General features: G+C 70.4%; 32 protein-coding genes. 25 read left to right on the top strand and 7 right to left on the bottom strand.

Annotated features, from left to right (window positions below; genetic code table 11):
• Positions 1–55 precede the first annotated feature (55 nt).
• From ACZ4TR_RS03160 to ACZ4TR_RS03150, 3 genes are all read left to right on the top strand, one after another.
• Positions 56–448, top strand: a complete 393-nt coding sequence (locus ACZ4TR_RS03160; RefSeq protein WP_465285537.1) for a hypothetical protein — start codon at positions 56–58, stop codon at positions 446–448.
• Positions 449–485: 37 nt separating this feature from the next.
• Complete coding sequence (dusB, locus tag ACZ4TR_RS03155; RefSeq protein ID WP_465285536.1) at positions 486–1,625, top strand: tRNA dihydrouridine synthase DusB; 1,140 nt, start codon at positions 486–488, stop codon at positions 1,623–1,625.
• A 210-nt stretch (positions 1,626–1,835) separates the two neighbouring features.
• Complete coding sequence (locus tag ACZ4TR_RS03150) at positions 1,836–2,015, top strand: hypothetical protein (protein WP_465285535.1); 180 nt, start codon at positions 1,836–1,838, stop codon at positions 2,013–2,015.
• A gap of 33 nt (positions 2,016–2,048) precedes the next feature.
• Here ACZ4TR_RS03150 and ACZ4TR_RS03145 read toward each other — a convergent pair whose 3' ends face one another.
• A complete protein-coding gene (locus ACZ4TR_RS03145) occupies positions 2,049–2,402 on the bottom strand; it encodes a hypothetical protein (protein ID WP_465285534.1) in 354 nt (117 codons plus the stop codon).
• A gap of 121 nt (positions 2,403–2,523) precedes the next feature.
• Here ACZ4TR_RS03145 and ACZ4TR_RS03140 point away from each other — a divergent pair, with 121 nt between their 5' ends.
• The 13 genes from ACZ4TR_RS03140 to phoU all read left to right on the top strand — a co-directional run bounded on the left by ACZ4TR_RS03140 (position 2,524) and on the right by phoU (position 14,097).
• Positions 2,524–3,177 (top strand): VC0807 family protein, encoded by a 654-nt coding sequence (locus tag ACZ4TR_RS03140; protein WP_465285533.1) that lies wholly within the window; start codon positions 2,524–2,526, stop codon positions 3,175–3,177.
• Between the two features lie 32 nt (positions 3,178–3,209).
• On the top strand, positions 3,210–3,902 hold the full coding sequence (locus ACZ4TR_RS03135) for a GntR family transcriptional regulator (protein ID WP_465285532.1): 693 nt from the start codon (positions 3,210–3,212) through the stop codon (positions 3,900–3,902).
• Positions 3,899–4,918, top strand: a complete 1,020-nt coding sequence (locus ACZ4TR_RS03130; protein ID WP_465285531.1) for an ADP-ribosylglycohydrolase family protein — start codon at positions 3,899–3,901, stop codon at positions 4,916–4,918. Before ACZ4TR_RS03135 ends, ACZ4TR_RS03130 begins: the two co-directional genes overlap by 4 nt.
• 14 nt (positions 4,919–4,932) lie before the next feature.
• Entirely contained in the window at positions 4,933–6,372 is a 1,440-nt protein-coding gene (locus ACZ4TR_RS03125) for a purine-cytosine permease family protein (protein ID WP_465285530.1), read from the top strand.
• Complete coding sequence (locus tag ACZ4TR_RS03120; protein ID WP_465285529.1) at positions 6,369–6,902, top strand: cysteine hydrolase family protein; 534 nt, start codon at positions 6,369–6,371, stop codon at positions 6,900–6,902. The genes ACZ4TR_RS03125 and ACZ4TR_RS03120 overlap by 4 nt, the downstream gene beginning before the upstream one ends.
• 17 nt (positions 6,903–6,919) lie before the next feature.
• Positions 6,920–7,633 carry a Crp/Fnr family transcriptional regulator gene (locus tag ACZ4TR_RS03115; protein ID WP_465285528.1) on the top strand — a complete coding sequence of 238 codons (714 nt, stop codon included), beginning with the start codon at positions 6,920–6,922 and terminating at the stop codon, positions 7,631–7,633.
• A gap of 7 nt (positions 7,634–7,640) precedes the next feature.
• Entirely contained in the window at positions 7,641–7,877 is a 237-nt protein-coding gene (locus ACZ4TR_RS03110) for a hypothetical protein (RefSeq protein WP_465285527.1), read from the top strand.
• Positions 7,874–8,353: a hypothetical protein gene (locus ACZ4TR_RS03105; protein WP_465285526.1), complete on the top strand. Its 480-nt coding sequence runs from the start codon at positions 7,874–7,876 to the stop codon at positions 8,351–8,353. The genes ACZ4TR_RS03110 and ACZ4TR_RS03105 overlap by 4 nt, the downstream gene beginning before the upstream one ends.
• Entirely contained in the window at positions 8,350–9,183 is an 834-nt protein-coding gene (locus tag ACZ4TR_RS03100) for an alpha/beta fold hydrolase (protein WP_465285525.1), read from the top strand. Before ACZ4TR_RS03105 ends, ACZ4TR_RS03100 begins: the two co-directional genes overlap by 4 nt.
• 86 nt (positions 9,184–9,269) lie before the next feature.
• Positions 9,270–9,833: an isopentenyl-diphosphate Delta-isomerase gene (gene idi / locus ACZ4TR_RS03095; protein ID WP_364524186.1), complete on the top strand. Its 564-nt coding sequence runs from the start codon at positions 9,270–9,272 to the stop codon at positions 9,831–9,833.
• 120 nt (positions 9,834–9,953) lie between these two features.
• Positions 9,954–10,631 carry a GGDEF domain-containing protein gene (locus ACZ4TR_RS03090; RefSeq protein ID WP_465285524.1) on the top strand — a complete coding sequence of 226 codons (678 nt, stop codon included), beginning with the start codon at positions 9,954–9,956 and terminating at the stop codon, positions 10,629–10,631.
• Positions 10,632–11,923: 1,292 nt separating this feature from the next.
• On the top strand, positions 11,924–13,348 hold the full coding sequence (locus tag ACZ4TR_RS03085) for an LCP family protein (protein ID WP_465286277.1): 1,425 nt from the start codon (positions 11,924–11,926) through the stop codon (positions 13,346–13,348).
• A gap of 83 nt (positions 13,349–13,431) precedes the next feature.
• Positions 13,432–14,097, top strand: a complete 666-nt coding sequence (gene phoU / locus ACZ4TR_RS03080) for a phosphate signaling complex protein PhoU (protein ID WP_364524191.1) — start codon at positions 13,432–13,434, stop codon at positions 14,095–14,097.
• 147 nt (positions 14,098–14,244) lie between these two features.
• Here the strand turns inward: phoU and pstB are convergent, their stop codons facing one another.
• The 6 genes from pstB to ACZ4TR_RS03050 all read right to left on the bottom strand — a co-directional run bounded on the left by pstB (position 14,245) and on the right by ACZ4TR_RS03050 (position 20,146).
• Positions 14,245–15,021 (bottom strand): phosphate ABC transporter ATP-binding protein PstB, encoded by a 777-nt coding sequence (gene pstB, locus ACZ4TR_RS03075; RefSeq protein ID WP_364524193.1) that lies wholly within the window; start codon positions 15,019–15,021, stop codon positions 14,245–14,247.
• A gap of 10 nt (positions 15,022–15,031) precedes the next feature.
• A complete protein-coding gene (gene pstA / locus ACZ4TR_RS03070) occupies positions 15,032–15,949 on the bottom strand; it encodes a phosphate ABC transporter permease PstA (RefSeq protein WP_465285523.1) in 918 nt (305 codons plus the stop codon).
• A gap of 2 nt (positions 15,950–15,951) precedes the next feature.
• Positions 15,952–17,016, bottom strand: a complete 1,065-nt coding sequence (gene pstC, locus ACZ4TR_RS03065) for a phosphate ABC transporter permease subunit PstC (protein ID WP_465285522.1) — start codon at positions 17,014–17,016, stop codon at positions 15,952–15,954.
• A gap of 51 nt (positions 17,017–17,067) precedes the next feature.
• The gene (gene pstS / locus ACZ4TR_RS03060; protein WP_465285521.1) at positions 17,068–18,198 is read right to left on the bottom strand and encodes a phosphate ABC transporter substrate-binding protein PstS; all 1,131 of its coding nucleotides are present in this window, start codon (positions 18,196–18,198) and stop codon (positions 17,068–17,070) included.
• Positions 18,199–18,423: 225 nt separating this feature from the next.
• The gene (gene mshD / locus ACZ4TR_RS03055) at positions 18,424–19,329 is read right to left on the bottom strand and encodes a mycothiol synthase (protein ID WP_465285520.1); all 906 of its coding nucleotides are present in this window, start codon (positions 19,327–19,329) and stop codon (positions 18,424–18,426) included.
• 67 nt (positions 19,330–19,396) lie between these two features.
• Positions 19,397–20,146, bottom strand: coding sequence for a winged helix-turn-helix transcriptional regulator (locus tag ACZ4TR_RS03050; RefSeq protein WP_364524204.1), 750 nt, complete (start codon positions 20,144–20,146; stop codon positions 19,397–19,399).
• 152 nt (positions 20,147–20,298) lie between these two features.
• Here ACZ4TR_RS03050 and ACZ4TR_RS03045 point away from each other — a divergent pair, with 152 nt between their 5' ends.
• The 9 genes from ACZ4TR_RS03045 to ACZ4TR_RS03005 all read left to right on the top strand — a co-directional run bounded on the left by ACZ4TR_RS03045 (position 20,299) and on the right by ACZ4TR_RS03005 (position 25,869).
• Complete coding sequence (locus ACZ4TR_RS03045; RefSeq protein ID WP_465285519.1) at positions 20,299–21,195, top strand: LmeA family phospholipid-binding protein; 897 nt, start codon at positions 20,299–20,301, stop codon at positions 21,193–21,195.
• 10 nt (positions 21,196–21,205) lie between these two features.
• Entirely contained in the window at positions 21,206–21,631 is a 426-nt protein-coding gene (locus tag ACZ4TR_RS03040) for a TlpA family protein disulfide reductase (RefSeq protein WP_364524208.1), read from the top strand.
• 140 nt (positions 21,632–21,771) lie between these two features.
• A complete protein-coding gene (locus tag ACZ4TR_RS03035) occupies positions 21,772–21,867 on the top strand; it encodes a putative leader peptide (protein ID WP_364524210.1) in 96 nt (31 codons plus the stop codon).
• Between the two features lie 83 nt (positions 21,868–21,950).
• The gene (locus tag ACZ4TR_RS03030; RefSeq protein ID WP_465285518.1) at positions 21,951–22,382 is read left to right on the top strand and encodes a DUF4395 domain-containing protein; all 432 of its coding nucleotides are present in this window, start codon (positions 21,951–21,953) and stop codon (positions 22,380–22,382) included.
• A gap of 31 nt (positions 22,383–22,413) precedes the next feature.
• Positions 22,414–23,250 (top strand): sulfurtransferase, encoded by an 837-nt coding sequence (locus ACZ4TR_RS03025; protein ID WP_364524214.1) that lies wholly within the window; start codon positions 22,414–22,416, stop codon positions 23,248–23,250.
• Positions 23,250–23,561, top strand: a complete 312-nt coding sequence (locus tag ACZ4TR_RS03020) for a DUF1416 domain-containing protein (RefSeq protein WP_284747314.1) — start codon at positions 23,250–23,252, stop codon at positions 23,559–23,561. Before ACZ4TR_RS03025 ends, ACZ4TR_RS03020 begins: the two co-directional genes overlap by 1 nt.
• A 250-nt stretch (positions 23,562–23,811) precedes the next feature.
• Positions 23,812–24,426: a heme-binding beta-barrel domain-containing protein gene (locus ACZ4TR_RS03015; protein WP_364524216.1), complete on the top strand. Its 615-nt coding sequence runs from the start codon at positions 23,812–23,814 to the stop codon at positions 24,424–24,426.
• 4 nt (positions 24,427–24,430) lie between these two features.
• Positions 24,431–25,027 carry a 5-oxoprolinase subunit PxpB gene (gene pxpB, locus ACZ4TR_RS03010; RefSeq protein WP_465285517.1) on the top strand — a complete coding sequence of 199 codons (597 nt, stop codon included), beginning with the start codon at positions 24,431–24,433 and terminating at the stop codon, positions 25,025–25,027.
• Complete coding sequence (locus ACZ4TR_RS03005) at positions 25,024–25,869, top strand: 5-oxoprolinase subunit C family protein (protein ID WP_465285516.1); 846 nt, start codon at positions 25,024–25,026, stop codon at positions 25,867–25,869. Before pxpB ends, ACZ4TR_RS03005 begins: the two co-directional genes overlap by 4 nt.
• Positions 25,870–25,962: the final 93 nt, after the last annotated feature.

Genomic DNA, 25,962 nt, shown 5'->3' with positions numbered 1-25,962 from the left:
GTCCGCGCACCCGGTCGGGCAGGGTGAAGGTTCCCGAGTCGAGCGGAGGCTCGCCGTGCCTCGTCGCCGTGTTCCCGAACGCGCCATGCCCGTCGGCGCCGGCCGGATCTTCCTGCCGGTGATGCTGGTCGTCTTCGGCCTGGGCACGCTGGCGCTCCTGGTCGCCGCGATCAGGGTGCTGGCCGGCGACCTCGGCCACGGCGGCGATCCGTCGCCGTGGTTCGTGCTGTCGGTGTTCGCGACGGCGGTCCAGCTGGCCGGCGTCCTCGCGCTCGGCTTCCGCCGCCGCTGGGGCGCGAAGGTGCTCGCGGCGGCGTTCGCGGCGAGCGTGCTGCTGGACTTCACGGCGCTCACCGGGTTGACCACCGGAACGGTCCTGCTCAAGATCATCGTGGCCGGCCTCCTGGCCACGGCGATCCTGGTCCGCTGGGACGACCTCGTGGCTTGACCGCCCCTGGTCGACGTGATCGACACCACAGGCGACAATGGACGACGTGACCGCCACCCTGAGCAAGCCCGCCCTGAAGATCGGCCCCTACCAGGTCGATCCCCCAGTGGTGCTCGCCCCGATGGCCGGCATCACCAACGTCGCCTTCCGGCAGCTGTGCGCCGAGTACGGCGCCGGGATCTACGTGTGCGAAATGATCACCGCCCGCGCCGTCGTCGAACGGCACCCCGGGACCATGCACATGATGACCTTCGGGCCCGACGAGAAGCCCCGGTCCATGCAGCTCTACGGCGTCGACCCGAAGACCATGGCCGAAGCCGTCCGGATCATCGTCGGCGAGGGCCTCGCCGACCACATCGACTCCAACTTCGGCTGTCCCGTCGCGAAGGTGACGCGCAAGGGCGGTGGGGCGGCGCTGCCGTTCAAGCGGAAGCTGTTCGAGGCGATCGTCCGGGAGTCGGCTCGCGCGGCGGGCGACGTGCCGTTCACGGTCAAGTTCCGCATCGGCATCGACGACGACCACCGCACCTTCCTCGACGCCGGCCGCATCGCCGAAGCCGAAGGCGCGGCCGCCGTCAGCCTGCACGCGCGCACCGCCGCGCAGCGCTACTCCGGCCAGGCCGACTGGACCAAGATCGCGGCGCTCAAGGAAGCCGTCACGAGCATCCCGGTCCTCGGCAACGGCGACATCTTCTCCGCCGCCGACGCCCTGCGCATGGTCGCCGAGACCGGCTGCGACGGCGTCGTCGTCGGCCGCGGTTGCCTCGGCCGGCCGTGGCTGTTCGGCGAGCTGGAGGCGGCGTTCGCGGGCCGCCCGCTGCCGACCCCGCCCAACCTGGGCGAGGTGTCGCGCGTCCTGCGCCGCCACGCCGAGCTGCTCATCCAGCACGACGGCGAGACCAAGGCCCTGCGCGACCTGCGCAAGCACATGGCCTGGTACTTCATGAACTTCCCGGTCGGCTCCGAACTGCGCCGCGGCTTCGCGATGGTGTCCAGCCTGACCGAACTCGACGACCTCATCGGCCGCCTCGACCACGACGCGCCGTTCCCGGACAACGCCGACGGCCCCCGCGGGCGCCAGGGTTCCCCGGGCAAGGTCACACTGCCGCACGGCTGGCTGGACGACCCGGACGACGACTGCGTGCCGGAGGCGGAAGACATGCACTCCGGCGGCTGAGTGCGTGAAGAACCTGCGACATCGGCAGGTTCCGCGTAAACACGTTCGGCCGCTACCGCCCGGACGGCTCGACCGGGAAAGCTGAACGTCCTGCCCCGCGCTTTTGCGCCCAGATGCCGCCTCGATAGGAGTGCCGATGACCTGACCACCTGAGACCACGGATCACATCTCGCAGGTGAGGTGTGTCCGCAGAAGGGTCTGGTGGTTGGGATGGGGCAACTCGGCATCATCGGCGGGGCGGTCACAGCCATTCTTTTGGTAGCTCGCTTCGCGTTGCTGGCAGCCGTATCGCTGTGGTCGCTCAAGGCCGACCGGGCCGGACGCGCCCACGCGCTCGCGCTCATCCGCCTTCTCAAGCCGGGCCGCCTCGCCAAGGACCGCTCGCCGTGAGGGGAGGCGGCCGCACAGGGCCGCAAAACCGGCTCACGCAGCCGCCGCCCGGGCAGGATCAAACCGGACCCGGCTGAGCTGCAGCAGGCTGAACCCGAACAGCAGCACTCCTAAGGGAACGTGCACGACCGTCACGTGCGCGATGCCCAGCACCACCTGTGCCAGCACGAGCCCGAGGAACACGGTCGCGGAGACGATCGGTCCGGGTGGACCGCCGCCAGGGCGCCACGCCAGGACCGCGGCCACCACGTGCACCATCGCCACCACGAACACCGTGTACGCCGCCGCGCTGTGCAGCGAATGCCCGTGGGGCGTGGTCAACAGCAGGCCGGCGGTGACCGGCGAGAGGAACACGGCCAAGGTCTGCAGGCCGATCGTGAAACGCAAGAATGTCGCCATACCCCTACGACGACGTGGCCGCGCCGGACGTGAGGTCGTGACATCTGTAATCCCCTGATCGTGGCGGATCGCATCCTTGCCGGACCCCGGATCGCGACACGCTCTTCCCATGACGAACGACAACGGCCCCGGATCCCTGATCCAGACGCTCGGCATCGAGATCGCCGTCCCGCTCGGTGTCTACTACGGACTCCACTCGCTCGGCGCGAGCGACTTCACCGCGCTCGCCCTCTCCGGTGTCTTCCCGCTGGCCCGGACGCTCTTCCAGTTCGCCAAGCACCGCACCCTCAACGGCCTGGCCCTCGTCGTCCTCGTGACCAACGTCGTCGGCATGCTGCTGACCTTCGTCGCCGGGGATGCCCGCATGATGATCGCCAAGGACTCGATCGGGAGCGGGATCACCGGGCTCGTCATCCTGATCTCCGCGTTCACCGCGCAGCCGATCATGACGAAGACCCTGCGCCCGTTCCTCACCCACGGCAAGGCCGACCACGAAGCCGCCTGGGAACGCCTGCGGGCGGACAAGAGGTTCGGCACCGTCCTGCGGCGCGGCAGCTTCATCTGGGGCGTCGGGTTCATGCTCGAGAGCGCCGCACGCGTGGTCGGTGCCTTCACGCTGCCCATCTCGACCATGGTGTGGCTGAGCACGGTCATCTTCGTGGCCTCGTTCGCGGTGATCATGGTGGTCGCCGGGGTGTCCGCGAAGGAGGCCGGTGAGATGGTCGGCCGCGAGGCGCGGTCCAAGCCGCTCGTCGCCGCTTGACCAGCACGAACGCAGCGTGTACAGGTGTGTACATGTACAGCAAGCGGCAGCAGCTCGTCGGCGACCTCTCCGACCTGATCCGCTCGGGCCGGCTCGCCCACGGTGAGCGTCTCCCCGGCGAGAACCAGCTCGCCGAGCAGTACCAGGTCAGCCGCGGGACCGTCCGCAGCGCCCTCTCCGAGCTCCAGCAGCTCGAGCTCATCTCCACCCAGGCCGGCGTCGGGTCGTTCGTCACCTTCGACGGCGTGCAGCTCGACCAGCGGCTCGGCTGGGCCCGCGCCCTCGCCGACGCCGGGGCGCCCGTCACCACCCAGCTCCTCGGCATCGAGACGGTCGAAGACCGGGCCCTCGAAGAAGAATTCGGTGAGAAGACCTACGTCGCCGTCCGGCGGCTGCGGCGGGAGCACGACCGCGGCGTCTCGCTCGAGACCGCCACGGTCTCCGCCGCCGGCCCGCTCGCCGGCCTCCCCGAAACCGGCCTGCGGGACGGCTCGCTCACCAAGACCCTCGAAGCCGCCGGGCGGATCTCCGTCGGCGGCGACCAGTGGATCAGCACCCAGCGACTCGACGCCGCCGACGCCGAGCTCCTCGGCCGCGACGTCGGCGAGCTCTTCCTCCGCGCCGAACGCACTTCGGTCGACGTCGAAGGCCGGCTCGTCGAGCGGGTCGTCAGCTTGCTGGACCCGGACCGGTTCCAGTTCCACCTCACTTTCGGACACCGGTGAACGCGCGGGACCGGGCGCTCGGCGCGTTCACCGGGCTCGCCGTCGGCGACGCGCTCGGCATGCCGACGCAGTCCATGTCCCGCGCCGCCATCGCCGCCGCCTACGGGCCGGTCACCGGCCTGCTCACCGCCGTCGCCGAGCAGCCGGTCGCGCCGTCGATGCCCGCCGGTTCGGTCACCGACGACACCGAGCAAGCCGTCCTGCTGGCCCGCCTGCTCATCGACGGCCGCGGCACCGTCGAGCCGCACGTCTTCGCCGACGCCCTGCTCATCTGGGAGGCGGACATGGTCCGCCGCGGCTCGGCGGACCTCCTCGGGCCGTCGACGAAACGCGCGCTCTCGCGGCTCCAGGACGGCGTCCCCGCCGAAGAAGCCGGCCGCACCGGGACGACCAACGGCGCGGCCATGCGCGTCACGCCGGTCGGCATCGCGACTCCTGTGGACGACCTCCCCACGCTGGTCGACGCCGTCGCCGCGACCGCGCGCGTCACGCACAACACCAGCCTCGGCATCGCGTCCGCCGCCGCGGTCGCCGCCACCGTGTCCGCCGGGGTCGAGGGCGCGAGCCTGGCCGAAGCGCTCGACGCCGGCGAGCGCGCGGCCGTCGTAGGCGGGGAACGCGGGCACTGGGCGCCCGGCGGGGAGATCGCCGCCCGGATCGGCTGGGCCCGCGGCTGGGTGCGGGGCATGGCTCCGGCCGCCGTCGCCGACGCGGTCGCCCGCGTGATCGGCACGTCGGTCGCGTCGCAGGAGTCCGTCGTGGCGGCGTTCGCGCTGGCCGAGGCCATGGGCGACGACCCGCCGGCGGCGCTGCGCCTGGCCGCCGGGCTCGGCGGCGACACCGACACGGTCGCCGCGATCTGCGGCGCGATGCTCGGCGCCGCGCACGGCGTGGGTGCGTTCCAGCCCGACGTCGTCGAGACTGTGCTTTCCGTGAACCGGCTCGAATTCGGGCCGCTCGTCGACGAGCTGCTCGCCCTGCGACGGCGGACCGGGCAGCGTCGGACCACCTACTGACCCAGGGACGGGCCATGACCGAAGCGGGCACCCGGAAGCTCAAGGTGGAGACCAACGGCCTCGACGTCATCGACGACGCCGAGCGCCGCGGCCGGCCGCGGCAGCTGTTCTGGCCGTGGTTCGGCGCGAACGTGTCGGTGCTGGGGTTGAGCTACGGCTCGTTCACCCTCGGCTTCGGCATCTCGTTCGGGCAGGCGCTGGTCGCCGGCGTGGTCGGCATCCTGTTCTCGTTCCTGCTGTGCGGGTTCATCGCGATCGCGGGCAAACGCGGGTCGGCGCCGACGATGCTGCTCTCGCGCGCGGCTTTCGGCGTCCGGGGCAACCGGCTGCCGTCGGCGATCTCGTGGCTGCTCACGGTCGGCTGGGAAACCGTGCTCACCGCGCTGGCGACGCTCGCGACGTCGACGGTCTTCGAACGGCTCGGCTGGGGCGGCGGGACCCCGACGAAGGTGGTCGCGCTGGTCGTCGTGGCCGCGCTGACCGTCGCCGCCGGTGTCCTCGGCTTCGACGCGATCATGAAGCTGCAGACGTGGATCACCTGGATCACCGGCGTGCTCACGGTCGTCTACGTCGTCCTGGTAGTCGGCGACGTGCACTGGGACACCGTCAGCGCGCTGCCGTCCGGCTCGGCGCAGCAGTGGGTCGGCGCGCTGGTGTTCCTGATGACCGGCTTCGGCCTCGGCTGGGTCAACGCGGCCGCGGACTACTCGCGCTACCTGCCGCGGTCGTCGTCGAGCCGCGGCGTGGTCGGCTGGACGACGTTCGGCGCGTCGGTGGCGCCGCTGGTGCTGCTGGTGTTCGGGCTGCTGCTGGCGGGCTCGTCAACCGAGCTGAACGGCGCCATCGCGAAGGACCCGATCGGCGCGCTGACGACGTTGCTGCCGCTGTGGTTCCTGGTGCCGTTCGCGCTCGTCGCGGTGCTCGGCCTGGTCGGCGGCGCGGTGCTGGACATCTACTCGTCCGGGCTGGCGCTGCTGTCGGCCGGGCTGCGCGTGCGGCGGCCGGTGGCGGCGTTCGTCGACGGCGTGCTCATGGTGGCGGGCACGATCTACATCGTGTTCTTCGGCGGCGAGTTCCTGTACCAGTTCCAGGGTTTCCTGGTGACGCTGGGCGTGCCGGTGGCGGCGTGGTGCGGCGTGATGCTCGCGGACGTCCTGCTGCGCCGGCGCGACTACGCCGAGCGCGACCTGTTCGACCCGGCCGGCCGCTACGGCGACGTCCGGCCCGGGCCGATCGCGCTGGTCCTGGTGGCGACGGCGCTCGGCTGGGGCCTGGTCACGAACACCGCGGCCGGCTGGCTGGCGTGGCAGGGCTACCTCCTGGAGCCGTTCGGCCTCGGCGGACGCGACGGCTCGTGGGCGTACGCGAACCTCGGCGTCCTCGTGGCGCTGGTGCTCGGTTTCGTGGTCACTTTGCTTACGCGGCACCGCGTCCGCGCGCAGGAGGCGGCGTGAGGTCGGTCCTGGCGGTCATCGACCTGCAGAACGTGTTCGCCACCCCGGCGAGCGAATGGTTCACCCCGCGCTTCGCCGAGATCCTGCCGCCGATCCACCGCCTGGTGACGGCGTTCGGCAACGACGTCGTCTTCACGCGCTTCATCGCGCCCGCGCACCCGGAAGGGGCGTGGAAGCAGTACTACGAGCAGTGGCCGTTCGCACTGCGGCCACCGGATGACCAGCTGTACCAGGTGATCCCCGAGTTCGACCCGCCATCCACAGTGGACGCGACAACGTTCGGCAAGTGGACCCCGCGCTTGGCGACCCGGGTCGGCGGCGCCCGCCTGGTGCTGGCGGGAGTGTCGACGGACTGCTGCGTGCTGTCGACGGCACTGGCGGCGGCGGACGCGGGCGTGGCGGTGACGGTGGTGTCCGACGCGTGCGCGGGCGTGGACGACGAAAGCCACACGAAGGCGCTGGACATCATGCGGCTGTATGGGCCGTTGGTGAAGGTGGCCACGACGGACGAGGTGCTGACCAGCACCTGAATCACTCTAGCGGTGGCTTGCCGATACCAGAGTGTATTTTTACACTCTTCAACATGGCCAAGTCGCTTCGCGAACAGGGACTACCGCTCCTCACGGACAGTGAGCTTGCGCACCTTGAGACGGTGGGCCAGACCCTTCTGCGCGAAGAGGGCCACACCTTCTTCCTGGAGGGCGAAGAGACCGACTACGCCCTCCTCATCAAGAAGGGGCACATCAAGGTGGTCATCGGCCGCCGTCCGCGGATCATCGCGGTCCGCGGCCCGGGGGAAACCGTCGGCGAAATGGCGGCGATCTGGCCACAGCCGCGCACCGCCAGTGCGATCGCGATGGATTCCGTCGAAGTACTCCGATTGCCCGCCGAGGCCTGGTTGCGATTCTTGTACGACAACCCCCGGGCGATGCACGCACAGCTTGTCGCCGCGCACGGCCGTTCCTACGAGAACGCGCGAAAGATCGTCGACACCGACTTGGCGGCGGAGCAGCGGCTCGCGAAGACGTTGGTGGAGCTGACCGGGCAGGGTATCGGCAAGGACACGGCCCACGGCCCGGCAATCCCGCTCAGCCAACAAGATCTGGCCGCGCTGACCGGGGCGTCGATCGACTCCGTCAAGAAGATCGTCCGGATCTTCAAGGAGCGCGGCATGATCAGCACCGGCCGGCAGCTGGTTTGCGTCCGGGACACCGGAGCGCTGACCGAAATCGCCGACGGCAGCCGCACGGCGTCCCAGTGAGCCGGCGGTGTTCACCAGTCTGCTCGACAACGCGGAATGGGTTGCCGGCGCCGTGGGAATGACCATCGCGATGGTCACCAAAGCGTGGTGCACAGTGCGCAGCACGGCGATCCGGGAGAAATCGAAGAACGATCGCCTGACCAAGGCGCTCGAAGGGTGTCCGCCCCAGGATCGAGCCGAAATCATCCGCGCCCTCACGAGCGATCGGGACGAACCGCCACGCGAACCGAAGGCGAAGGGATGACCTCGCCGGCCAGGAGGCTGTGCCACCCGCTCATCCAGCGGCTGCGCGACCTCGCGCTCGACACCGGCGACTACGTCGTGTTCGGCAGTGGCCCGATGTTCGCGCACGGGATCATCAGCGACATCGACGACCTGGACCTGGTGGCCCGCGGCTCGGCGTGGCGTGCGGCGTGTGCCCTCGGCCGGCCGGGAGCGGGCGCGGTGGACGGCGCGCCGCTGCGATCGATCGGCGACGGGGAGATCGAAGTGTTCACCGGCTGGTTCGCGCCCCGCTGGGAGGCCGACGATCTGATCGCCCGGGCCGAGTTCATCGACGGCATCCCGTTCGCACCACTTGATGACGTACTGCGCTACAAGCGGCTCCTCATGCGCCCCAAAGACCTGCGGGACATCAGGACGCTGTCCCGCTGGCTCACGAACCGTCCCCGTGACCGACCACTCGCCGTTCACCGGCTCGAAGTAGATTCGGGTCCGTGATCGACCACATCAGCATCCCCACGGAAGCCGGTTCCTTCGACGCCATCGCCGCCGGGCCCGAAGACGGGCGGCCCGTGCTGCTGCTGCACGGCTTTCCCGAGGCCGCCGTCGAGTGGGAGCACCAGGTCGCCACCCTCGGGGTGCTCGGGTACCGGGCCGTCGCGCCGGATCAGCGGGGCTACTCGCCCCAGGTGCGGCCCGAGCAGGCCTCCGAGTACTCGATCGATCACCTCGTCGCGGACGTCGTCGCCATTGCCGATCAGCTCGGCTGGCGGGAGTTCGACCTCGTCGGGCACGACTGGGGCGGGGCCGTCGCCTGGTGGACCGCCGACGCGCACCCCGATCGGCTGCGCAGTCTCGCCGTCGTCTCCACGCCGCACCCCGCCGCGCTCGCCGAGGCCATGAAGACCGACGAAGACCAGCACCTGCGGACGCGCTACATGACCGAGTGGCGGCAGACCCGCGTCACCGAGCGCCGGATGCTGGAGAACGACGCCCGCGCGCTGCGGGACATGTTCGAACGGCGGGTTCCGCTGCACAAGATCGAGGACTACGTGCAGCGGCTGTCCGAGCCGGGCGCGCTCACCGCGGCGCTCAACTGGTACCGCGCGGGCCGGCCGGGCGGGAAGATCGGCAAGGTCTCCGTGCCGACGCTGTACATCTGGAGCACCGAGGACGTCTCGTTCGGCTCGGCCGCCGCGCTCGACACCGCGAACTGGGTCACCGGGCCGTTCCGGTTCGAGATGCTCGAAGACGTCACGCACTGGGCGCCGGAAGAGGCGCCGGAAGCCGTCACGTCGCTCATCGTCGAGCACCTCGACGCGCGGTAACGGCCCGTCACCCGGCCGGGCGGACCGCCGGTAACCCACCCGCCTCGCGGTACGAGGCACGCGGCCTCGTCGTGTTCACTGGGCCTGTGGACATCGCTACCGAACCCGAGACCGAGCAGGTCGTCTTCGTCACCGAAGACGGCGTGCCCACCGGCGAGACCGGTCCGAAGCTGGCCAGTCACCACGAGCACACCCGGTTGCACCTGGCCTTCTCCTGCTACGTCCTGCGACGCGGCGACAACGCCCTGCTGATCACCCAGCGGGCGCTGCACAAGAAGGTCTGGCCGGGGGTCTGGACGAACAGCGTCTGCGGGCACCCGGCGCCCGGCGAGCCCCTCGAGGACGCCGTCCGCCGGCGCGCGGCCTACGAGATCGGGCTGCCGTCGCTGTCCGGGCTGCACTGTGTGCTGCCGAGCTACCGCTACCGGACGCCGCCGTTCCAGGGGATCGTCGAGAACGAGTTCTGCCCGGTCTTCGCCGCCTGGGCCGACGCCGAGCCCGAGCCGAACCCGGCCGAGGTCGGCGACTGGCGGTGGGTCAGCTGGGCCGACTACCAAGAGCTACTGAACGACGAGACGGCTAATGTGAGTTACTGGGCCAAGGATCAGTTCTCCCAGCTCAAGGGCATCGAACCCTTCACCGGACTCTGACACGACAACTCCGGAGCGTCACTACCGCAGTCCCGTTTGAGCGAAATTCACCTTCGCGCGCACCCGTGCCTCAAGAGCGGCCTCCACTGCGACGACAACCAATGCGTGGTGGAGGTGGGCATGGTCGCCGGGGACGAAGGCGTGCTGCGCCGGAGCCCGCAGCCGCCGGACCTGCTGCGTCTCCACGAGGCCGTCGCCACGCTCTTCGCGACCCAGGGCGACTGGCGCCGCGCCTACCAGCACCTCCGCTCCGCGCTGGACATCGCCCGTGACGGCAGCCTGCGCGACGCGCTGACGTCGAGCTTCAACCGCCGCTACCTCGACGAGCGCTTGTACGGACCGTTCACCGATCGGCTGCGGCCGGCGCTGGGCATCGCGCTCGTCGATCTCGACCGCTTCAAGCACGTGAACGACACGTACGGTCACCTCGTCGGCGACCGCGTCCTCCGCCGGGTGGCCGATCTGCTCCAGGAGGGGCTGCCGCCGGAGGGGTTCTGCGCCCGCTACGGCGGCGAGGAGTTCGTGCTGTGGCTGCCCGGCGTCGACGCGGGCCACGCCGTCCGCATCGTCGACGCCGCCCGGGTGCGCGTCGCCCGTCACCCCTGGTCAGAACTCCAGCCGGGGCTGCACGTGACCATCAGCGCCGGGCTCGCCCACGAGGGACCGGACGCCCCGACGCCGCCCGAGCGCCAGCTGCGCGACGCCGACGACCTGCTCTACGCGGCGAAACGGGCCGGGCGGAACAAAGTCGCTTATCAGGACGCGCAAAGCACGCAGTTAATAACCCACTCTGAGTAACGTAAACACCCCATTACCCCGGAAAGCTGCGGGCACCCTTCACCCGTTTGTCGACGGCCAGCCGCCGTTCGTCGACTCAAGGTGAAGAAAATTCCGGGAGGGTGTCGTCACGAACGGGGGGTATCCGTACGATAACGAAAACCTCCCGGGGAACGATCACCTCTCGCGGGGGAAGACGGCCAAGTCACGAACCCGCCTTCGATCGCGCGAAAGGAGACCGAGTGCCGGACGAGCACGACAGCCCGGGAACCGGTCGCCGTTCCGACGGTCCCGCGCGGCCCCGCACCGGCAGACGCCGGTCGATGGAGGACCAGGGCGGGATCAGCGTCTCGGACGTCGTCGCCAAGTCGACCGGCGTTCGCCCGGTACCGCCCCGCGAAGACCGTCCCGAGCAGCCCGGACACCGTGCCCGAGCGGCCGAACCACCCGCCCCGCCGGCTCCGGCGCGCGGCGCGCACTCGCGGGCACCGCAGCCTCCCGCCGACAACCCAGTACCCACGGACGCCACTCGTCAACCGCGCCCGCCCCGGCCGCGTCAGCCGCGCCGCACGACGGCGGCCGCCCCGCTGCCCGAGGCGCCGCTCCAGCGCCGGCCGCCGGTCGCGAACCCGGGCCCGCAGCAGACGTCGGCCGCGGCGCAGCCGCCTCGGCGCCTCCGCCGTCCCGCGGCCGGTCCCGACGGCGCCGCGCCCCAGCGCCCCACTGCCGATGACGCCGCCGGCCCTCAGCGACCCGACAGCGCACGTCAGCGCCCCGCAGCTGACGAGGCCGCCGCGCCCCGCCGCCCGGAGAGCGCCGCTCGCCGGCGCCCCGCGGCCGACGGACCCGCGCCCCAGCGCCCGGCAGCCGATGACGGCACCGGGCTCCGCCGCCCCGGCCAGCGCGCTGCCGCCGCGGCGTCCGACGCCGCCCAGCGGCCGGCCGATGGCGCTGCCGCACCCCGTCCCGCCCGTCAGCGCCCCGCCGCCGAGGGGGCCGTGCCCCCGCGTCCCACGGCGGATGACAGCGCCGCACCCCGACGGCCCCTGCGGCCCGCGGCCGACGGACCCGCACCCCGACGTTCCGCGGCTCCCGCCGACGGTCCCGCGCCTCAGCGCCCCGCCGCCGACGGACCTCGCCGGCCGCCGGTCGCCGCGGCGGCCGAACCCCCCGCGGCACCCGCGCGCAAGCGGCCCACCCCGGACTCCCCGGTGCCCCCGCGCCCGGCGCCGGACGCCGAGGCCGCCGTGCCGGAGGTCGGCGCGCCCCCGCGGCCGTCCGAAGCGGCCGCCCCGCTCCGCCGTCCGGGCGCGGTGCCGTCGCGCGCCGAGCTCGACCCGCTGACCATGACCGACGAGATGGAAGCGATCGACGAGGCGACGCAGTACCGCCGCAAGATCGACCACACCCTCGCCCGGTTCTCGGCCGCGCACGACGAGGGGAACGCCGAAGAGGCGAAGCGACGCGAACGCCGGGACCGCCTTTCGCCGGCTTCACTGATCGAGAGCACCCGTACGGCGCTCCAGCGCGTCGTCACGCCGGCGCCGGCCCCCGAAGAAGAGGTCGACGCCGAGCAGACCCGGCTGCAGGAGAAGAAGGCGCGGAAGATCGAGCGCTCGGTCCGGTTCGGCCGGATCGCCGCGGCCGTCGTCGCCGGGCTCGTCTTCCTCGGCATCGGCGGTGCGTGGGGCGCCCAGACCTACTTCGACGCCAAGTTCACCCAGATCTCCGCGCTCGACGAGAACTCGTCCGACATCCAGGACGCCGACGCGCAGGCCAACGACGAGAACTTCCTGATGGTCGGCTCGGACACCCGCGACGGCGCGTCCGCCGAGGAAGGCGTCGGCACCGCGGACAGCAACCCCGGCGCCCGGAGTGACACCGTGATGGTGGCGCACATCCCGGCCGACCGGCAGCGGGTCGTCGTCACGTCGTTCCCGCGCGACCTCGAGATCGCCCGCCCCGACTGCCAGCGCTGGGACCCGGCGCAGAGCAAGACGACCGACGAGAAGGTCGCCGGCCAGAAGATCGCCAAGCTCAACACCGCGTACGCGGTCGGCGGCCCGCCGTGCATCACGAAGGTGATCCAGCAGATCACCGGGCTGCGGATCAACCACTTCGTCGGCATCGACTTCAACGGCTTCAAGGCGATGGTCGACGCGGTGCACGGCGTCACCATCCACAACGAGATCCCGATCGACGACACGACCCTCGGCAAGGTGCTGCTGGAGACCGGCGACGTGACGATCTCCGGTGACCAGGCGCTGAACTTCGTCCGTGCGCGGCACGTCAAGGGCGACCCGACGTCCGACTACGGCCGGATCAAGCGGCAGCAGGAGTTCATCGGGGCGCTGCTGAAGAAGGTCATGTCGTCCGACGTCGTCCTCGACCCCGGCAAGCTCAGCGACTTCATCACGGCGTTCGCGAACGCCACCTTCGGCGACAACCTCGGCGTCAAGCAGATGATGACGCTGGCGCAGTCGATGAAGGGCCTCGACCAGTCGAAGATCACGTTCCTCACCGTGCCGACGGTCGGCCTGCCCAACAACCGCGGCAACGAGGTCCTCGTCCGCAGCAAGGCGCAGGCGCTGTTCGACGCCCTGCGCAACAACACCTCGCTGCCGGACCCGAACGCGCCCATCCCCGTGAGCGAGCAGGGCCAGCCGACGAGCACGTCGAAGTCGAAGACCAGCACGTCCAAGTCGACGACGAGCAAGAAGACGAGCACCACGGGCTGATCCGCGAGGATCGTTAGTCCGGGTTCACGTGCGGTTCACCCGGCGATGCGGTGTTTGGTCACGGTTGGCCGTAGGGTTGGGCCATGCGTGAGGCTTACCATGTCGAACTCGAACAGCTCGCCGTCAACCTGGCCGCCATGTCGGTCCAGGTCGCCGACGCCATGGAGCGCGCCACGCGGGCACTGCTGGAGGTCGACCTCAGTCTCGCCGAACAGGTGATCAGCGACGACGCCAAGGTCGACGACGCCCGCGCCAACTGCGAGGAGCAGGCGTACGCCCTGCTGGCCCTGCAGGCGCCCGTGGCCACCGATCTGCGCACGGTGCTGGCGGCGATCCACGCCGCCGAAAGCCTGGAGCGGATGGGCGATCTGGCGCTGCACGTGGCGAAGGCCGCCCGGCGCCGTCACCCCGACCCGGTGCTGCCCGAGGCGGTGAAGCCGTACTTCGCCGAGATGGGCGAGGTCGCGGTGAAGCTGGCCCGGTCGACCGAGCTGGTCATCAAGACGAAGGACGTCGAAGCGGCGAAGAACGTCGAATCCGACGACGACCAGGTGGACGACATCCACCGCCACCTCTTCACGGTCCTGATGGACCGCGAGTGGCCGCACGGCGTGGCCGCGGCGGTTGACGTGACGCTGCTGGGCCGCTTCTACGAGCGCTACGCCGACCACGCGGTGTCGGTCGCGAAGCGGATGATCTTCGTGGTGACCGGCAAGATGCCGGGCTACGGCTCCGACGAAGACATCTGAGCACCCACTCGAAAAAGCCCCCGGCCGCGGCCGGGGGCTTTTTCGTAAAGACCGCACGGTGTCCGATGCTCCACAAAGGACAAATGAAAAGGCCCTCCTCGCCGGCCCCGAGCATCGGCGAGAAAGGCCTTTTCCCTCAACGACGACTCAGCCGAAACGGCCGGAAATGTAATCCTCCGTGGCCTTTTCGTTCGGGTTGGAGAAGATCTTCTCCGTGTCGTTGAGCTCCACCAGCCGGCCCGGCTGCCCCACGCCCGCCAGGTTGAAGAACGCCGTCTGGTCGGAAACCCGCGCCGCCTGCTGCATGTTGTGCGTGACGATGACGATCGTGTAGTCCTTCTTCAGCTCCCCGATCAGGTCCTCGATCGCCAGCGTCGAAATCGGGTCGAGGGCCGAGCACGGCTCGTCCATCAGGAGGACGTCCGGCTGCACCGCGATCGCGCGGGCGATGCAGAGGCGCTGCTGCTGACCACCCGAAAGCCCGCCACCCGGCTTGTTGAGGCGGTCCTTGACCTCGTTCCACAGGTTCGCGCCGCGCAGGGCGCGCTCGGCGATGTCGTCGAGGGTCTTCTTCCCCTTGGTGCCACCCAGCTTCAGCCCCGCGACGACGTTGTCCTTGATGGACATCGTCGGGAACGGGTTGGGGCGCTGGAACACCATGCCGATCGTGCGGCGCACCTGCACCGGGTCGACCGACGACGCGTAGATGTTCTCGCCGTCCAGCAGGACATCGCCCTCGACGCGGGCGCCGGGGATGACCTCGTGCATGCGGTTCAGCGTGCGCAGCACCGTCGACTTGCCGCAGCCCGACGGGCCGATGAACGCGGTGACGTTGCGCGGCGGCACGGAAAGGGTGACACCGTCGACGGCGTGGAACTTGCCGTAGTAGATGTCCACGTCCTTGACGTCGATTCGCTTTGCCATGGCTTACAGCTCACTTCTTCTTCGGGGCGACAAGGCGCGCGAACACGGTGGCGAGGAGGTTGATGACCGCGATGATGAGCACCAGGGTCAGTGCGGCGCCCCAGATCCGGTCGAAGCCGACCGAGCCGGGATCCATCGAGTTGGTGACGCGCTCGTTGTTCATCAGCAGCGGGAGCGCCGCCTGCTCGCCGCTGAAGATGTCCCAGTTCGTGTAGGCGGAATAGCCGACCAGGACGAGCAGCGGCGCGGTTTCCCCCATCACGCGGGCCAGCGCCATCATGATGCCGCCGATGATGCCGGACAGGGCCGTCGGCAGCACGATCTTCACGATCGTCTTCCACTTCGGCACGCCCAGCGCGTACGACGCCTCGCGCAGGTCGTCCGGGACGATCCGCAGCATCTCCTCCGACGAGCGGACGACGACGGGGATCATCAGCAGCACCAGGGCCAGCGACACGGCGAAACCGCTGCGCGGCAGGCCGAACGTGGTGATCCACAGCGCGTAGATGAACAGCGCGGCGACGATCGACGGGACACCGGAGAGGATGTCGACCATGAAGGTGGTGGCCTTCATGAGCTTGCCCCGGCCGTACTCGACGAGGTAGATCGCGACGAGCATGCCGATCGGCACCGCGATGACCGCGCACACGAGGCCCTGCAGCAGGCTGCCGATGATCGCGTGCAGCACGCCGCCGCCGACCTCGTCGGACAGGAAGTTGCCCAGGTCCTGCGACCACCAGTTGGTGTACGGGATGCGCTTGATGCCGTTCGCGACGACCGTGTACAGCACCCACACCAGCGGGACGACGGCGATCAGGAACGACAGCCAGACCAGCGTGGTCGCCAGCCCGTTCTTGAGCTTGCGGGCCAGGCTGACCTGCTGGAACGCCGGGGTGGTCGCGGGAGCTTCGAGCGTGGACACGGACATGCTCAGTCCCCCTTCTTGCCGATGACGGACCGCGCCGCGAAGTTGACGAGGAAGGTGAGCACGAACAGCACCAGGCCGGCCGCGATGTACGCGCCCGCCGAGATCTCGTTGTTGAACTCGCTGTAGTTGGCGGCGATCTTCGAGGCGAACGTGGAACCGCCGTCGAAGAGGCTCCAGTCGAAGTTGCGGCCCTGCGGGATGAGCAGGATGACGGCCAGCGCGATCGTCTCGCCCAGCGCGCGGCCGAGGCCGAGCATGGACGCGCCGATGTAGCCGGCCTTGCCGAACGGGAGCACCGTGGTGCGGATGACTTCCCAGCGCGTGGCGCCGAGGGCCAGCGCGCCCTCGAGGTGCGGAACCGGCGTCCGCTCGAACACCTCGCGCGAGAGCGAGGTGATGATCGGCAGGATCATCACGGCCAGCACGATGCCGGCGGTGAAGATCGTGCCGCGCACGCTCGGCGCGACGTTGCCGGGCGCCAGCAGCGGGAACCACGAGAACGTGTCGTTGATCCACTGCGAGAACGGTTCGATCGCCGGGGCGAAGACCAGGATGCCCCAGAGGCCGAAGATGATCGACGGCACCGCGGCGAGCAGGTCGATGACGTACGCGAACGGCCGCGCGAGCCGCTTCGGCGCGTACTGGGTCAGGAACAGCGCGATGCCCAGCGACACCGGCATCGCGATGATCAGCGCCACCAGCGACGTCGCCACGGTCACCTCGAGCAGGTCGAGGATGCCGAACGACATGTTCGCCGGGTCGTTGGTCGACCAGCCGTGGTTGGTCAGGAAGTTGGCCTTGTCGGCCTGCAGCGCCGGGATCGCCTGGATGAGCAGGAAGATCCCGATCAGGCCGATCAGGGCGACGACGAAGATCCCGGCCCCGGTGGTCAGGTTCTGGAAGATGCGGTCACCGGGCCGCTTCTTCGGTTTTTCGCTCGCGGGCGGCTCGGGCGCCGCCGGCGAGGCTGGTTGCTCCGAAATCGGGACCTCCGGGGGCGTCGTGACGGACGACGAACGCCCACCGGGGTCGCCGGTGGGCGTTCGCGTCGAGGATGACTCGCTCATCAGCTACTTCTGACCAGCCTCTATCACTCGGGAATCAGTCGCAACGCCGGATCAGGCGATGGCCTTGACGGCGGTCAGGACCTTGGTCTGCAGCGACTGCGGGATCGGCACGTAGCCCTTGGCGGACAGCGGCTGCTGACCGTCGGTGGCCGCCACCGTCAGGAACGCCTTGACGGCCTTCGCGACGTTCGGGTCCGCGTACTTCGAGCAGACGATCTCGTAGGTCGTCAGCAGCAGCGGGTAGGCACCCGGGGTGTTGCTGGCGTAGATGCCGTTGAGGTCGAGCGCGAGGTCGTTCGAGCCCTCGTTGAGGAACTTCGCCGCGTCCAGGGACTTGGCCACGTTCGCGGCGTTGAGCTCGACGCCGCCGGAACCGCTGTCGATCAGGGCGGGGGTCAGGCCGTCCTTGGCGAACGCGCCCTCGACGTAGGTGATGCCGCCGTCGGAGGCCTTCACCGCGGTCGCGACGCCGTTGGAGCCCTGCGCACCGTTGCCGACGCCACCGTTGAACTTCTTGCCGGCACCCTTGGTCCAGTCGGCCTTCGCGGCCGCGCCCAGGTACTTCTGGAAGTTGTCGGTGGTGCCCGACTCGTCGGCGCGGGACACGACCTGGATGGCCTTGTCCGGCAGGTTCAGGCTCTCGTTGCCCTTGACCGCCTTGATGGCCGGGTCGTTCCACTTGGTGACGGCACCGCTGAAGATCTTGGCGGTGACCGACGGGGTCAGCGTCAGCTTGTCCACGCCGGACAGCTTGTAGGCGACCGCGATCGGGCCGACGACGAGCGGGATGTTCCAGGCGTCGCTGGCGCAGCGGGCCTTGGCGGCGGCCGCGTCGGCGTCCTTGATCGGCGAGTCCGAGCCGCCGAAGTCGATCTGGTTGGCGTTGAACTGCTTGACGCCGGCGCCCGAACCGCTGGGGTTGTAGTTGACCTGCTGGCCCTGGCACTTCTTGCTGTACTGCTGCGTGAAGATGTCGATGGCGTTCTTCTGGGCCGACGAACCTTCGGCGGAGAGCGGGCTCTTGCCACCGCACTCCACGTCGGCGGTGCCGGTCGCAGCGGGTGCCGAAGCCGAGTTCGAGCTGCTGCTGTTGGTCGCCGCGGGGTCGGAACCACAGGCGGCGAGCACGAGGGCGGCGCTCGCGACGATGCCCACCGCGCTCAGGGGCCGCATGATCTTCACTGCTGTTTCCTCCATCAGGAGCTTGACCGGGTCGTCGCGGCGTACTACCGCGCCGGATCCGGACATTAGGCAGCCCTGGTGGACGGTCGGCCGTGAACAAATGAACGCGAAGTGAACAAGGCCCCGGATGTGAGCAGTGCTACTCGTCCGAGAGGGTGCCGTGTCCCGGCCGTGACCTGCGCGTTCGCACACCGTGACGAGTCGTTCGCGCCGCGTCCATCGTGGTCACCGGCCGTACTGGACGTCGGTTTCGTGACGCGTGAACCCGAGCTTGGTGTAGACCGCGAGTGCCGGGGCGTTGTCGCCCTCGACGTACAGGATGATCTGCCGCAGCCCGCGGCCGGCGAGGTACCGCAGCCCGGCGAGCGTCAGCGCCCGGCCGAGCCCGCCGCCCTGCGCCGCCGGGTCGACGCCCACGACGTAGACCTCGCCGACGCGCTCGCCGCCGAAGCGGCCGGGGGTCGCCTCGTGGACCTTCGTCCAGTGGAAACCGATCACTTCGCCGTCCTGCTCGGCGAGGAAGAAGCCGTCGGGGTCGAACCACGACCGGCCTTCGTCCGCGCGGAGTTCGTCGGCGGTGAGGGCGCCCTGCTCGGGGTGCCAGTCGAACGCGCTCGCGTTGACCCGGATGACCGCGTCCTCGTCCTGTCCCGGCACGAACGTCCGCAGCGAGACGCCTTCGCGCAGCACCGGCTCCGGCCAGTCGGCGCCTTCGACCACGGTGTGCAGGATCAGCAGCTCGCGCTTGCGCTCCAGGCCGGTCTTGACGGCCAGCTGCAGTGCCGCCGGGTGGTCGCCGTGCGCCCAGACGCGGAACCCGACCGCGGCGCGCTCGTCGAGCGCCTGAAGCAGCTTCGCGCCGTAGCCGCGGTTGCGGTGGGACGGGTGCACGAACAGTTCGGCGACCTGGTGGCCGAATGAGTCACCCGTGGTGTCGAGGTGGGCGTAGCCGACGACGTCGCCCTCGACGCAGGCGACGAGGTGCTCACCGCCGTCGAACTCACCCGGCAGCGCGCCTTCGGGCTCGACCTCGGGCCGCCCGTCGGCCTCGCGCACGGCCAGCAACAGCCCGCGCACGTCCTCGAGCTGCTGCTCGTCCAGTTCCTGGCGCCACTCGCCGTCTCCGCTCACCCCGTGACCGTACCCGGGCAGGACGCAACGCGACGGCCGTCAGCGCGTCCTGGTGAACGTGGGGACGTCAGTGCGCGAGTTCGGGGGTCTCGGCCGGTGCCTCGGCCTGCGCGGGCACGGCCGCCCGTCCCGCGCCGCCCTTGGCGGGCCGCTCGAACTTGTAGCCGACGTTGCGCACGGTGCCGATCATCTGCTCGTGCTCCGGGCCGAGCTTGGCGCGCAGCCGCCGCACGTGCACGTCGACCGTGCGGGTGCCTCCGAAGAAGTCGTAGCCCCAGACCTCCTGCAGCAGCTGGGCGCGGGTGAACACCCGGCCGGCGTGCTGGGCGAGGTACTTGAGCAGCTCGAACTCCTTGTAGGTCAGTTCGAGGGTGCGCTTGCGCAGCCGGGCGGTGTAGGTCGCCTCGTCGATGACCAGCTCGCCGACCCGCAGCTCGGCGTCGACCTGCGCGGAACCGCCGTCGCGGGTCGTGACCAGCCGCAGCCGCGCGTCGACCTCGGCCGGGCCCGCGGTGGGCAGCAGGATGTCGTCGGTGCGCCACTCGGCGCTGACCGCCACCAGGCCGCCCTCGCCGACGACGGCGATGATCGGCGTCGCCGCCTCGTCCTCGCCGGTGCCCTTGAGCAGCCGGCAGAGGCTCTTCGCCGAGGCCAGGTCGCTGCGCGCGTCCAGCAGGATCACGTCCCGGTGGCCCGCGTCGAGCAGGGCGGTCACCTCGGGAGGACGGACGCGTACGGTGTGCGGCAGCAGGTCCAGCGCGGGGAGCACCGAAGTGGCGTCGGCTTCCGCAGTCAGCACCAGAAGGTCCAGGCTCATGAGCCGCACCGCCTTCACAGATCGTCGCCTCACGGTGGCGTTGTTCGGTGCTAAGTGAGAATAGCGGCTCGACGGCCCGGTACCTAACCCTTGCTGGATCGATCACACCTGGAGAAACTCCGGTGGACCCGACGAACAGGAGTACGGACGCGATGGTGAGCAGGCCCGTGACCCGGGACGACCGACCCGCACCGAGGCCGGACGCGCGGCGCCGCGGACGGCGGGCACGCCGCTGGGTGATCGCTCTCGTCGTGCTGGTTCTGCTGCTGGTCGGCGCCGATTTCGGGGCCGCCGCGTACGCCGAGCACATGATCTCCCAGAAGGCCCGGACGCAGCTGCAGCTGACCGACGACCCCTCGGTGACGATCCACGGGTTCCCGTTCCTCACGCAGGCGCTGGGCGGTGACTACAGTCACATCAGCGTGTCCGCCGCCGGCGTTCCGGTCGCCGACAAGCTGCAGGACGTCGCGCTCAACGCCGAGCTCGAGGACGTCACGGCGCCGCTGTCGGACCTCACGAACGGCAACACGAAGGCGATCACGATCGGCAAGCTGACCGGCTCGGTCACCATCAAGGCCGCCGACCTCGCCCGCGTCGCGCCACTGGACAAGATCAAGGACCTGCGGATCGAGCCGTCGACCGCCGACTACGTCGAGAACGGCGACAGCGGGCAGAGCGAGCCGACGCCGACCACGACGACCACCGAGGGCCAGGCCGCCCAGGACGAGTCGAGCACCGGTGTCCGCATTTCGGGACACCTTCAGTTCGCGGGCAAGGATCTGGAAATCTTCTGCTTCGCGATGATCGAGGCCGACGCGAAGGCCGGGGCGATCAACTTCGTCCCCAAGCGGCTGCAGTTCGGGAATGACCAGGAGACCACCGTTGTTCCGGCTGCGGTGCAGAAAGCGCTGATGCCGAACTTCAGCGCGTCGATCAACACGAAGGACCTGCCGCTGTCGGTCACCCCGACCGGCGTGCGGGTGCAGAGCGGATCGGTGACGATCAAGGGCGAGGCGGCGAACGTGTCGTTCGCGGAGCTGAGCAAGTAGGAGGCGACCGGTGACGGGACTGTGGGTGCTCGTGGCGGTACTGGTGGCCGGGGTGGCCGCCGGCCTGCTGCTGAAGGCTCGCAACGGCCGCGTGCGGGACGCCAAGCCCGCCCGTGAGCTGCCCGGTCCCGTCGCCGCCGCGCTCGACCCGGCGTCCGCCGTGACGCTGGTCCAGATCTCCACCACCTTCTGCGCGCCGTGCCGGCACGCGAAGGCCGTGCTCGAGCCCCTGGCCGAGCGCACCGACGGCCTGCACCACGTCGAGCTCGACGTGACGAACCAGCCGGAGGTCGCGCAGTCGCTGTCCGTGCTGCGGACGCCGACCACGATCGCGCTGACCCCGGACGGCCGGGAGCTGCTGCGCGTCGGCGGCGTCCCCAAGGGCCCCGAGCTGCTGGACGCGCTCCGCCCGCATCTCACCGCGCGCACCCCCTGACGCATTGACGTTCGCGTTCGCACATTCACTTTCTCCAGGAAAGATGCGTACGCGGGGGTGCGGCGTCTCAATTATCGGGAATCGTCCCAAGGTATGAACGTGGTTCCCACTCTGAGGGAGCTCTGGGTACCCTCGCACCCGTGACCGGGCTGACCACCTTCTTGACGCAGCGACGCGCAGTCGACCTCTGCCGCGTCCGCAGCAGCCTGTGTCGCGCCCGCACCGACCGGCGCTGAAGCACGTCCGGTCCCACCCCAGCCCTGATGCCGCTGCCGCGTGCCGTTCGCACGCACCCCCTGGAGCTCCAGCTGGAGGAACCATGTCCGCCGGACCGGCCGTCGACCCGCGGGGCCCGCGGTTCGCCGCCATCCTGACCACGGTCGTGCTCGCGGTCGTCCTGCTCACCCAGTGGTGGCCGTTGCTGGCGATCCAGACCGTCGTGTTCGCCATCGGCGCGTTCGTCGGGCTGAAGCCGGCGCCCTACTCGATCGTGTACCGCACGCTCGTGGCCCCGCGCCTCGGTCCCACCGACGAACGGGAGGACGCGGCCCCGCTGCGGTTCGCCCAGGCCGTCGGGTTCGTGTTCGCGCTCGTCGGCACGATCGGCTTCGCGCTCGACCTCGCCCCGCTCGGCGTCGTCGCGACGGCCTTCGCGCTCTTCGCGGCCTTCCTCAACGCGGCCTTCGACTTCTGCCTCGGCTGCGAAATGTTCTTGCTGATCAAACGCTTCACCCCCACCCGCGCGTCCTGATGTTCAACCCCAGAAAGAGAGTCCGTTTCCCATGAGCCGTGAAGACGTCCTGGTCACCACCCAGTGGGCCGAGGAGAACCTGGACACCCCCGGCGTCGTGTTCGCCGAGGTCGACGAGGACACCACCGCCTACGACGCCGGCCACATCCGGGGCGCGGTGAAGTTCGACTGGCGCAAGGACCTGCAGGACGGGGTGCGCCGCGACTTCGTCTCCAAGGAGGGCTTCGAGAAGCTCCTGTCGGAGAAGGGCATTTCGAACGACGACCGCGTGATCCTCTACGGCGGCAACAACAACTGGTTCGCCGCCTACGCGTACTGGTACTTCAAGCTGTACGGCCACGAGAACGTCCAGCTGCTCGACGGCGGCCGCAAGAAGTGGGAGCTCGACGGCCGTGAGCTGAGCTCCGACGAGGTCAAGCGCGACACCACCGACTACAAGGCCAAGGACCAGGACCTGTCCCTGCGCGCGTTCCGCGACGAGGTCGTCCAGTCCATCGGCTCGAAGAACTTCGTCGACGTCCGGTCGCCGGACGAGTTCTCCGGCAAGCTGCTCGCCCCCGCGCACCTGCCGCAGGAGCAGTCCCAGGTGCCCGGCCACATCCCGGGCGCGCTGAACGTGCCGTGGGCGAAGGTCGCCAACGAGGACGGCACCTTCAAGACCGAGAGCGAGATCGACGAGCTCTACAAGGAGCAGGGCATCGACCCCGGCAAGGGCACCATCGCCTACTGCCGGATCGGCGAGCGTTCGTCCATCGCGTGGTTCGCGCTGCACGAGCTGCTCGGCCACGAGGACGTGAAGAACTACGACGGTTCGTGGACGGAATACGGCTCGCTGGTCGGCGTGCCGGTCGAGTTGGGAGCCAAGTGATGGCGGTAGACGACAGCTGCGGCGCACCGGTCCAGGAGGCCACGCCGGCGGACTACGACACGAAGGGCCAGGTCGTCCTCGCGGGCAAGGTGACGGGCGCGGACGGGCCGGTCGGCGGCGCGTTCGTCCGGCTCCTCGACGGCGGCGGCGACTTCACCGGCGAGGTGGTGTCCTCGGCCGACGGCGACTTCCGCTTCTACGCGGCACCGGGCGACTGGACGGTGCGCGCGCTGCACCGCACCGGCAACGGCGAAGCGTCGGTGACGGCGGAAGGCCCGGGCCTGCACCAGCTGGCCATCTCGGTCGCCTGAGTTTCACAGTCCGTGAAGGCCTCCTTACCGGCTTCTTGAGCCGGTAAGGAGGCCTTCACGGCTTTCGGGGTCTCCGCGCGGGTGACCGTGCTCACCGCGGCGACCCTGCGCCGGGCCGGGTGCGCGGCGGCGGACTATCCTGCAGGACGTGGAAGCTCTGTTTACGACCTTGCTGGTGCTGGCGGGCGTCGCCATCACGTGGTTCGCCGTGTACGTCGTCTACCGGCTTTACGCGGACCAGCGCTGACCCATGACCGCCAGCGGCGACGACGCCATCGCAGCAGCGGAGATGCGCGCGGAGAGCACTCGCGAGCGCAACCTTCCGCTGTGGGACGACCTGCCCATCCCCAACGACACCGCGAACCTGCGCGAGGGGCCGAACCTCAACGACGCCTGCCTCGCGCTGCTGCCGCTCGTCGGTGTCTGGCGCGGTGAGGGCGAGGTCGACTACCCGACCATCGAAGGCCCGCGCAAGTTCGCGCAGCAGCTGACGATCTCGCACGACGGCCGGCCGTTCCTCGTCCACGAGTCGCGCGCGTGGCTGCTCGACGACGACGGCAACGTCATCCGCCCCGCCGCCCGCGAGTCCGGGTTCTGGCGGCCGCAGGAAGACGACACGCTCGAGCTGCTGCTCACGCACAACACCGGCATCGTCGAGCTGTACTACGGCAAGCCGCGCAACCAGACATCCTGGGAGCTCGGCACCGACGCGGTGATCCGCACGGCCACGGCGAAGGACGTCACCGCGGCCCAGCGGCTGTACGGCCTGATCGAAGGCTCCCTCGGCTACGTCGAGGAACGCGCGATGATGGGCCAGGAAATGCAGCCGCACACCTCGGCCCTGCTGCACCGCGTCGCCGGCTGACACCGTGCGCTGGCGGCGCTGCGGTGAGGACGCCGCCCTGCTCGACTGCGACTCGCTCGAGCAGATGCGGGCGGCCCACGCGACCGTGTCCGCCGCCCGCCCCGAAGGCGTCGTCGACCTCGTCCCGGGCGCCCGGAGCCTGCTGGTGATCGGCGGGGTGGCCGCCACCAAGGCGCTGCTGGACGGCGCGGACCTGACCCACCCGCCGGCCGACGAGCCGCGCGAAGTCACGCTCGACGTCCACTACGACGGCGAAGACCTCGCCCTGGTCGCTTCGGACGCCGGGATCTCCGAGGACGCCGTCGTCTCGCTGCACACCGAGGCCGTCTACACGGTCGCGTTCACCGGGTTCGCGCCCGGATTCGGCTACCTCACGGGACTTCCTGCGGAGCTGCGGCAGCCGCGGCTGGAGTCCCCGCGCACCCGCGTCCCGGCCGGATCGGTGGGGCTGGCGGGCGAGTTCACCGGCGTCTACCCGCGCGCGTCGCCGGGTGGCTGGCGGCTGCTCGGGCACACGACGGCGACGCTGTTCGACCCGCACGCCGACCCGCCCGCCCTCTTCGCGCCGGGCGACCGCGTCCGCTTCCGGAGCGTCCGGTGAGGTCCCTGGAGGTCCTCGACCCGGGGCGGTACGCGCTGGTCGAGGACCTGGGCCGGCCCGGTTACGCCCACCTCGGCGTGGCGCCTTCGGGCGCGCTGGACATCGCGTCGCTGCGGCTCGCGAACCGCCTGGTCGGCAACCCCTCGGCAGCCGCGGGCATCGAAGCACTCCTCGGCGGGCTCTCGGCGCGGCTGACGGCGTCGGCGACGGTGGCGGTGACCGGCCCGGCGGTCGACGTCCGGGTCGACGGCCGGTCCTTCGGCTCCCACGCGCCGGTGCCGGTCCGGGCCGGCCAGACGGTGTCGGTCGGCACGCCTTCGACCGGCTTGCGCTGCTACCTGGCGGTGTCCGGCGGGATCGCCGTCGAACCGGTGCTGGGCAGCCGCTCGCGCGACGTCCTGTCCGGCATCGGGCCCGCACCGCTGAAGGGCGGCGACGTGCTCCCGCTCGGCGAGCCCGGGATCCCGGCGGGCGCGGACGTCGTCGTCCCCGTCGCGGCCCCGGACGAGCTCGTGGTGCCGGTGACGCCCGGCCCCCGCGACGACTGGTTCCACGACCCGGTCGGCGGGCTGTCGGAGTGGTGGACGGTCACCGCCGAGTCGAACCGCGTCGGCCTGCGCCTCGACGGGACGCCGTTGCGCCGGGCCGCCGAGGGCGAGCTGCCCAGCGAAGGCGTGGTCACCGGGGCGGTCCAGGTGCCGCCGAGCGGGCTGCCGGTGGTGTTCCTCGCCGACCACCCGACGACCGGCGGCTACCCCGTCGCGGCCGTGGTGCGAGCGCGTGCGCTGGGTGCGCTCGCGCAGGCCCGGCCGGGCACCCGGGTGCGCTTCCGGATGTCCTGAAAGTCCTGTACCGCCACGCGAGTGAGACCCGGGTCACGCCGTGCACCCGTCCGCGTGAGGTCCGGAACCATCTCGCGCCGCCGCCCGTCCTCA

Source organism: Amycolatopsis sp. NPDC028719 (assembly GCF_055565395.1).
The sequence above is the reverse complement of the archived record's forward strand: the minus strand, read 5'-3'. Positions and strand labels throughout refer to the sequence as shown.

Bases quoted from the DNA above. Each gene is read 5' to 3' on its own strand.
- ACZ4TR_RS03150 (WP_465285535.1), top strand. From the start codon at position 1,836: ATGGGGCAACTCGGCATCATCGGCGGGGCGGTCACAGCCATTCTTTTG.
- dusB (WP_465285536.1), top strand. From the start codon at position 486: ATGGACGACGTGACCGCCACCCTGAGCAAGCCCGCCCTGAAGATCGGC.
- ACZ4TR_RS03045 (WP_465285519.1), top strand. From the start codon at position 20,299: ATGGTGAGCAGGCCCGTGACCCGGGACGACCGACCCGCACCGAGGCCG.
- ACZ4TR_RS03125 (WP_465285530.1), top strand. From the start codon at position 4,933: ATGACCGAAGCGGGCACCCGGAAGCTCAAGGTGGAGACCAACGGCCTC.
- ACZ4TR_RS03050 (WP_364524204.1), bottom strand. From the start codon at position 20,146: ATGAGCCTGGACCTTCTGGTGCTGACTGCGGAAGCCGACGCCACTTCG.
- pstB (WP_364524193.1), bottom strand. From the start codon at position 15,021: ATGGCAAAGCGAATCGACGTCAAGGACGTGGACATCTACTACGGCAAG.
- phoU (WP_364524191.1), top strand. From the start codon at position 13,432: ATGCGTGAGGCTTACCATGTCGAACTCGAACAGCTCGCCGTCAACCTG.
- ACZ4TR_RS03020 (WP_284747314.1), top strand. From the start codon at position 23,250: ATGGCGGTAGACGACAGCTGCGGCGCACCGGTCCAGGAGGCCACGCCG.
- ACZ4TR_RS03025 (WP_364524214.1), top strand. From the start codon at position 22,414: ATGAGCCGTGAAGACGTCCTGGTCACCACCCAGTGGGCCGAGGAGAAC.
- ACZ4TR_RS03105 (WP_465285526.1), top strand. From the start codon at position 7,874: ATGACCTCGCCGGCCAGGAGGCTGTGCCACCCGCTCATCCAGCGGCTG.
- ACZ4TR_RS03090 (WP_465285524.1), top strand. From the start codon at position 9,954: ATGGTCGCCGGGGACGAAGGCGTGCTGCGCCGGAGCCCGCAGCCGCCG.
- ACZ4TR_RS03140 (WP_465285533.1), top strand. From the start codon at position 2,524: ATGACGAACGACAACGGCCCCGGATCCCTGATCCAGACGCTCGGCATC.
- pstC (WP_465285522.1), bottom strand. From the start codon at position 17,016: ATGAGCGAGTCATCCTCGACGCGAACGCCCACCGGCGACCCCGGTGGG.
- ACZ4TR_RS03015 (WP_364524216.1), top strand. From the start codon at position 23,812: ATGACCGCCAGCGGCGACGACGCCATCGCAGCAGCGGAGATGCGCGCG.
- ACZ4TR_RS03135 (WP_465285532.1), top strand. From the start codon at position 3,210: ATGTACAGCAAGCGGCAGCAGCTCGTCGGCGACCTCTCCGACCTGATC.
- pstA (WP_465285523.1), bottom strand. From the start codon at position 15,949: ATGTCCGTGTCCACGCTCGAAGCTCCCGCGACCACCCCGGCGTTCCAG.
- ACZ4TR_RS03030 (WP_465285518.1), top strand. From the start codon at position 21,951: ATGTCCGCCGGACCGGCCGTCGACCCGCGGGGCCCGCGGTTCGCCGCC.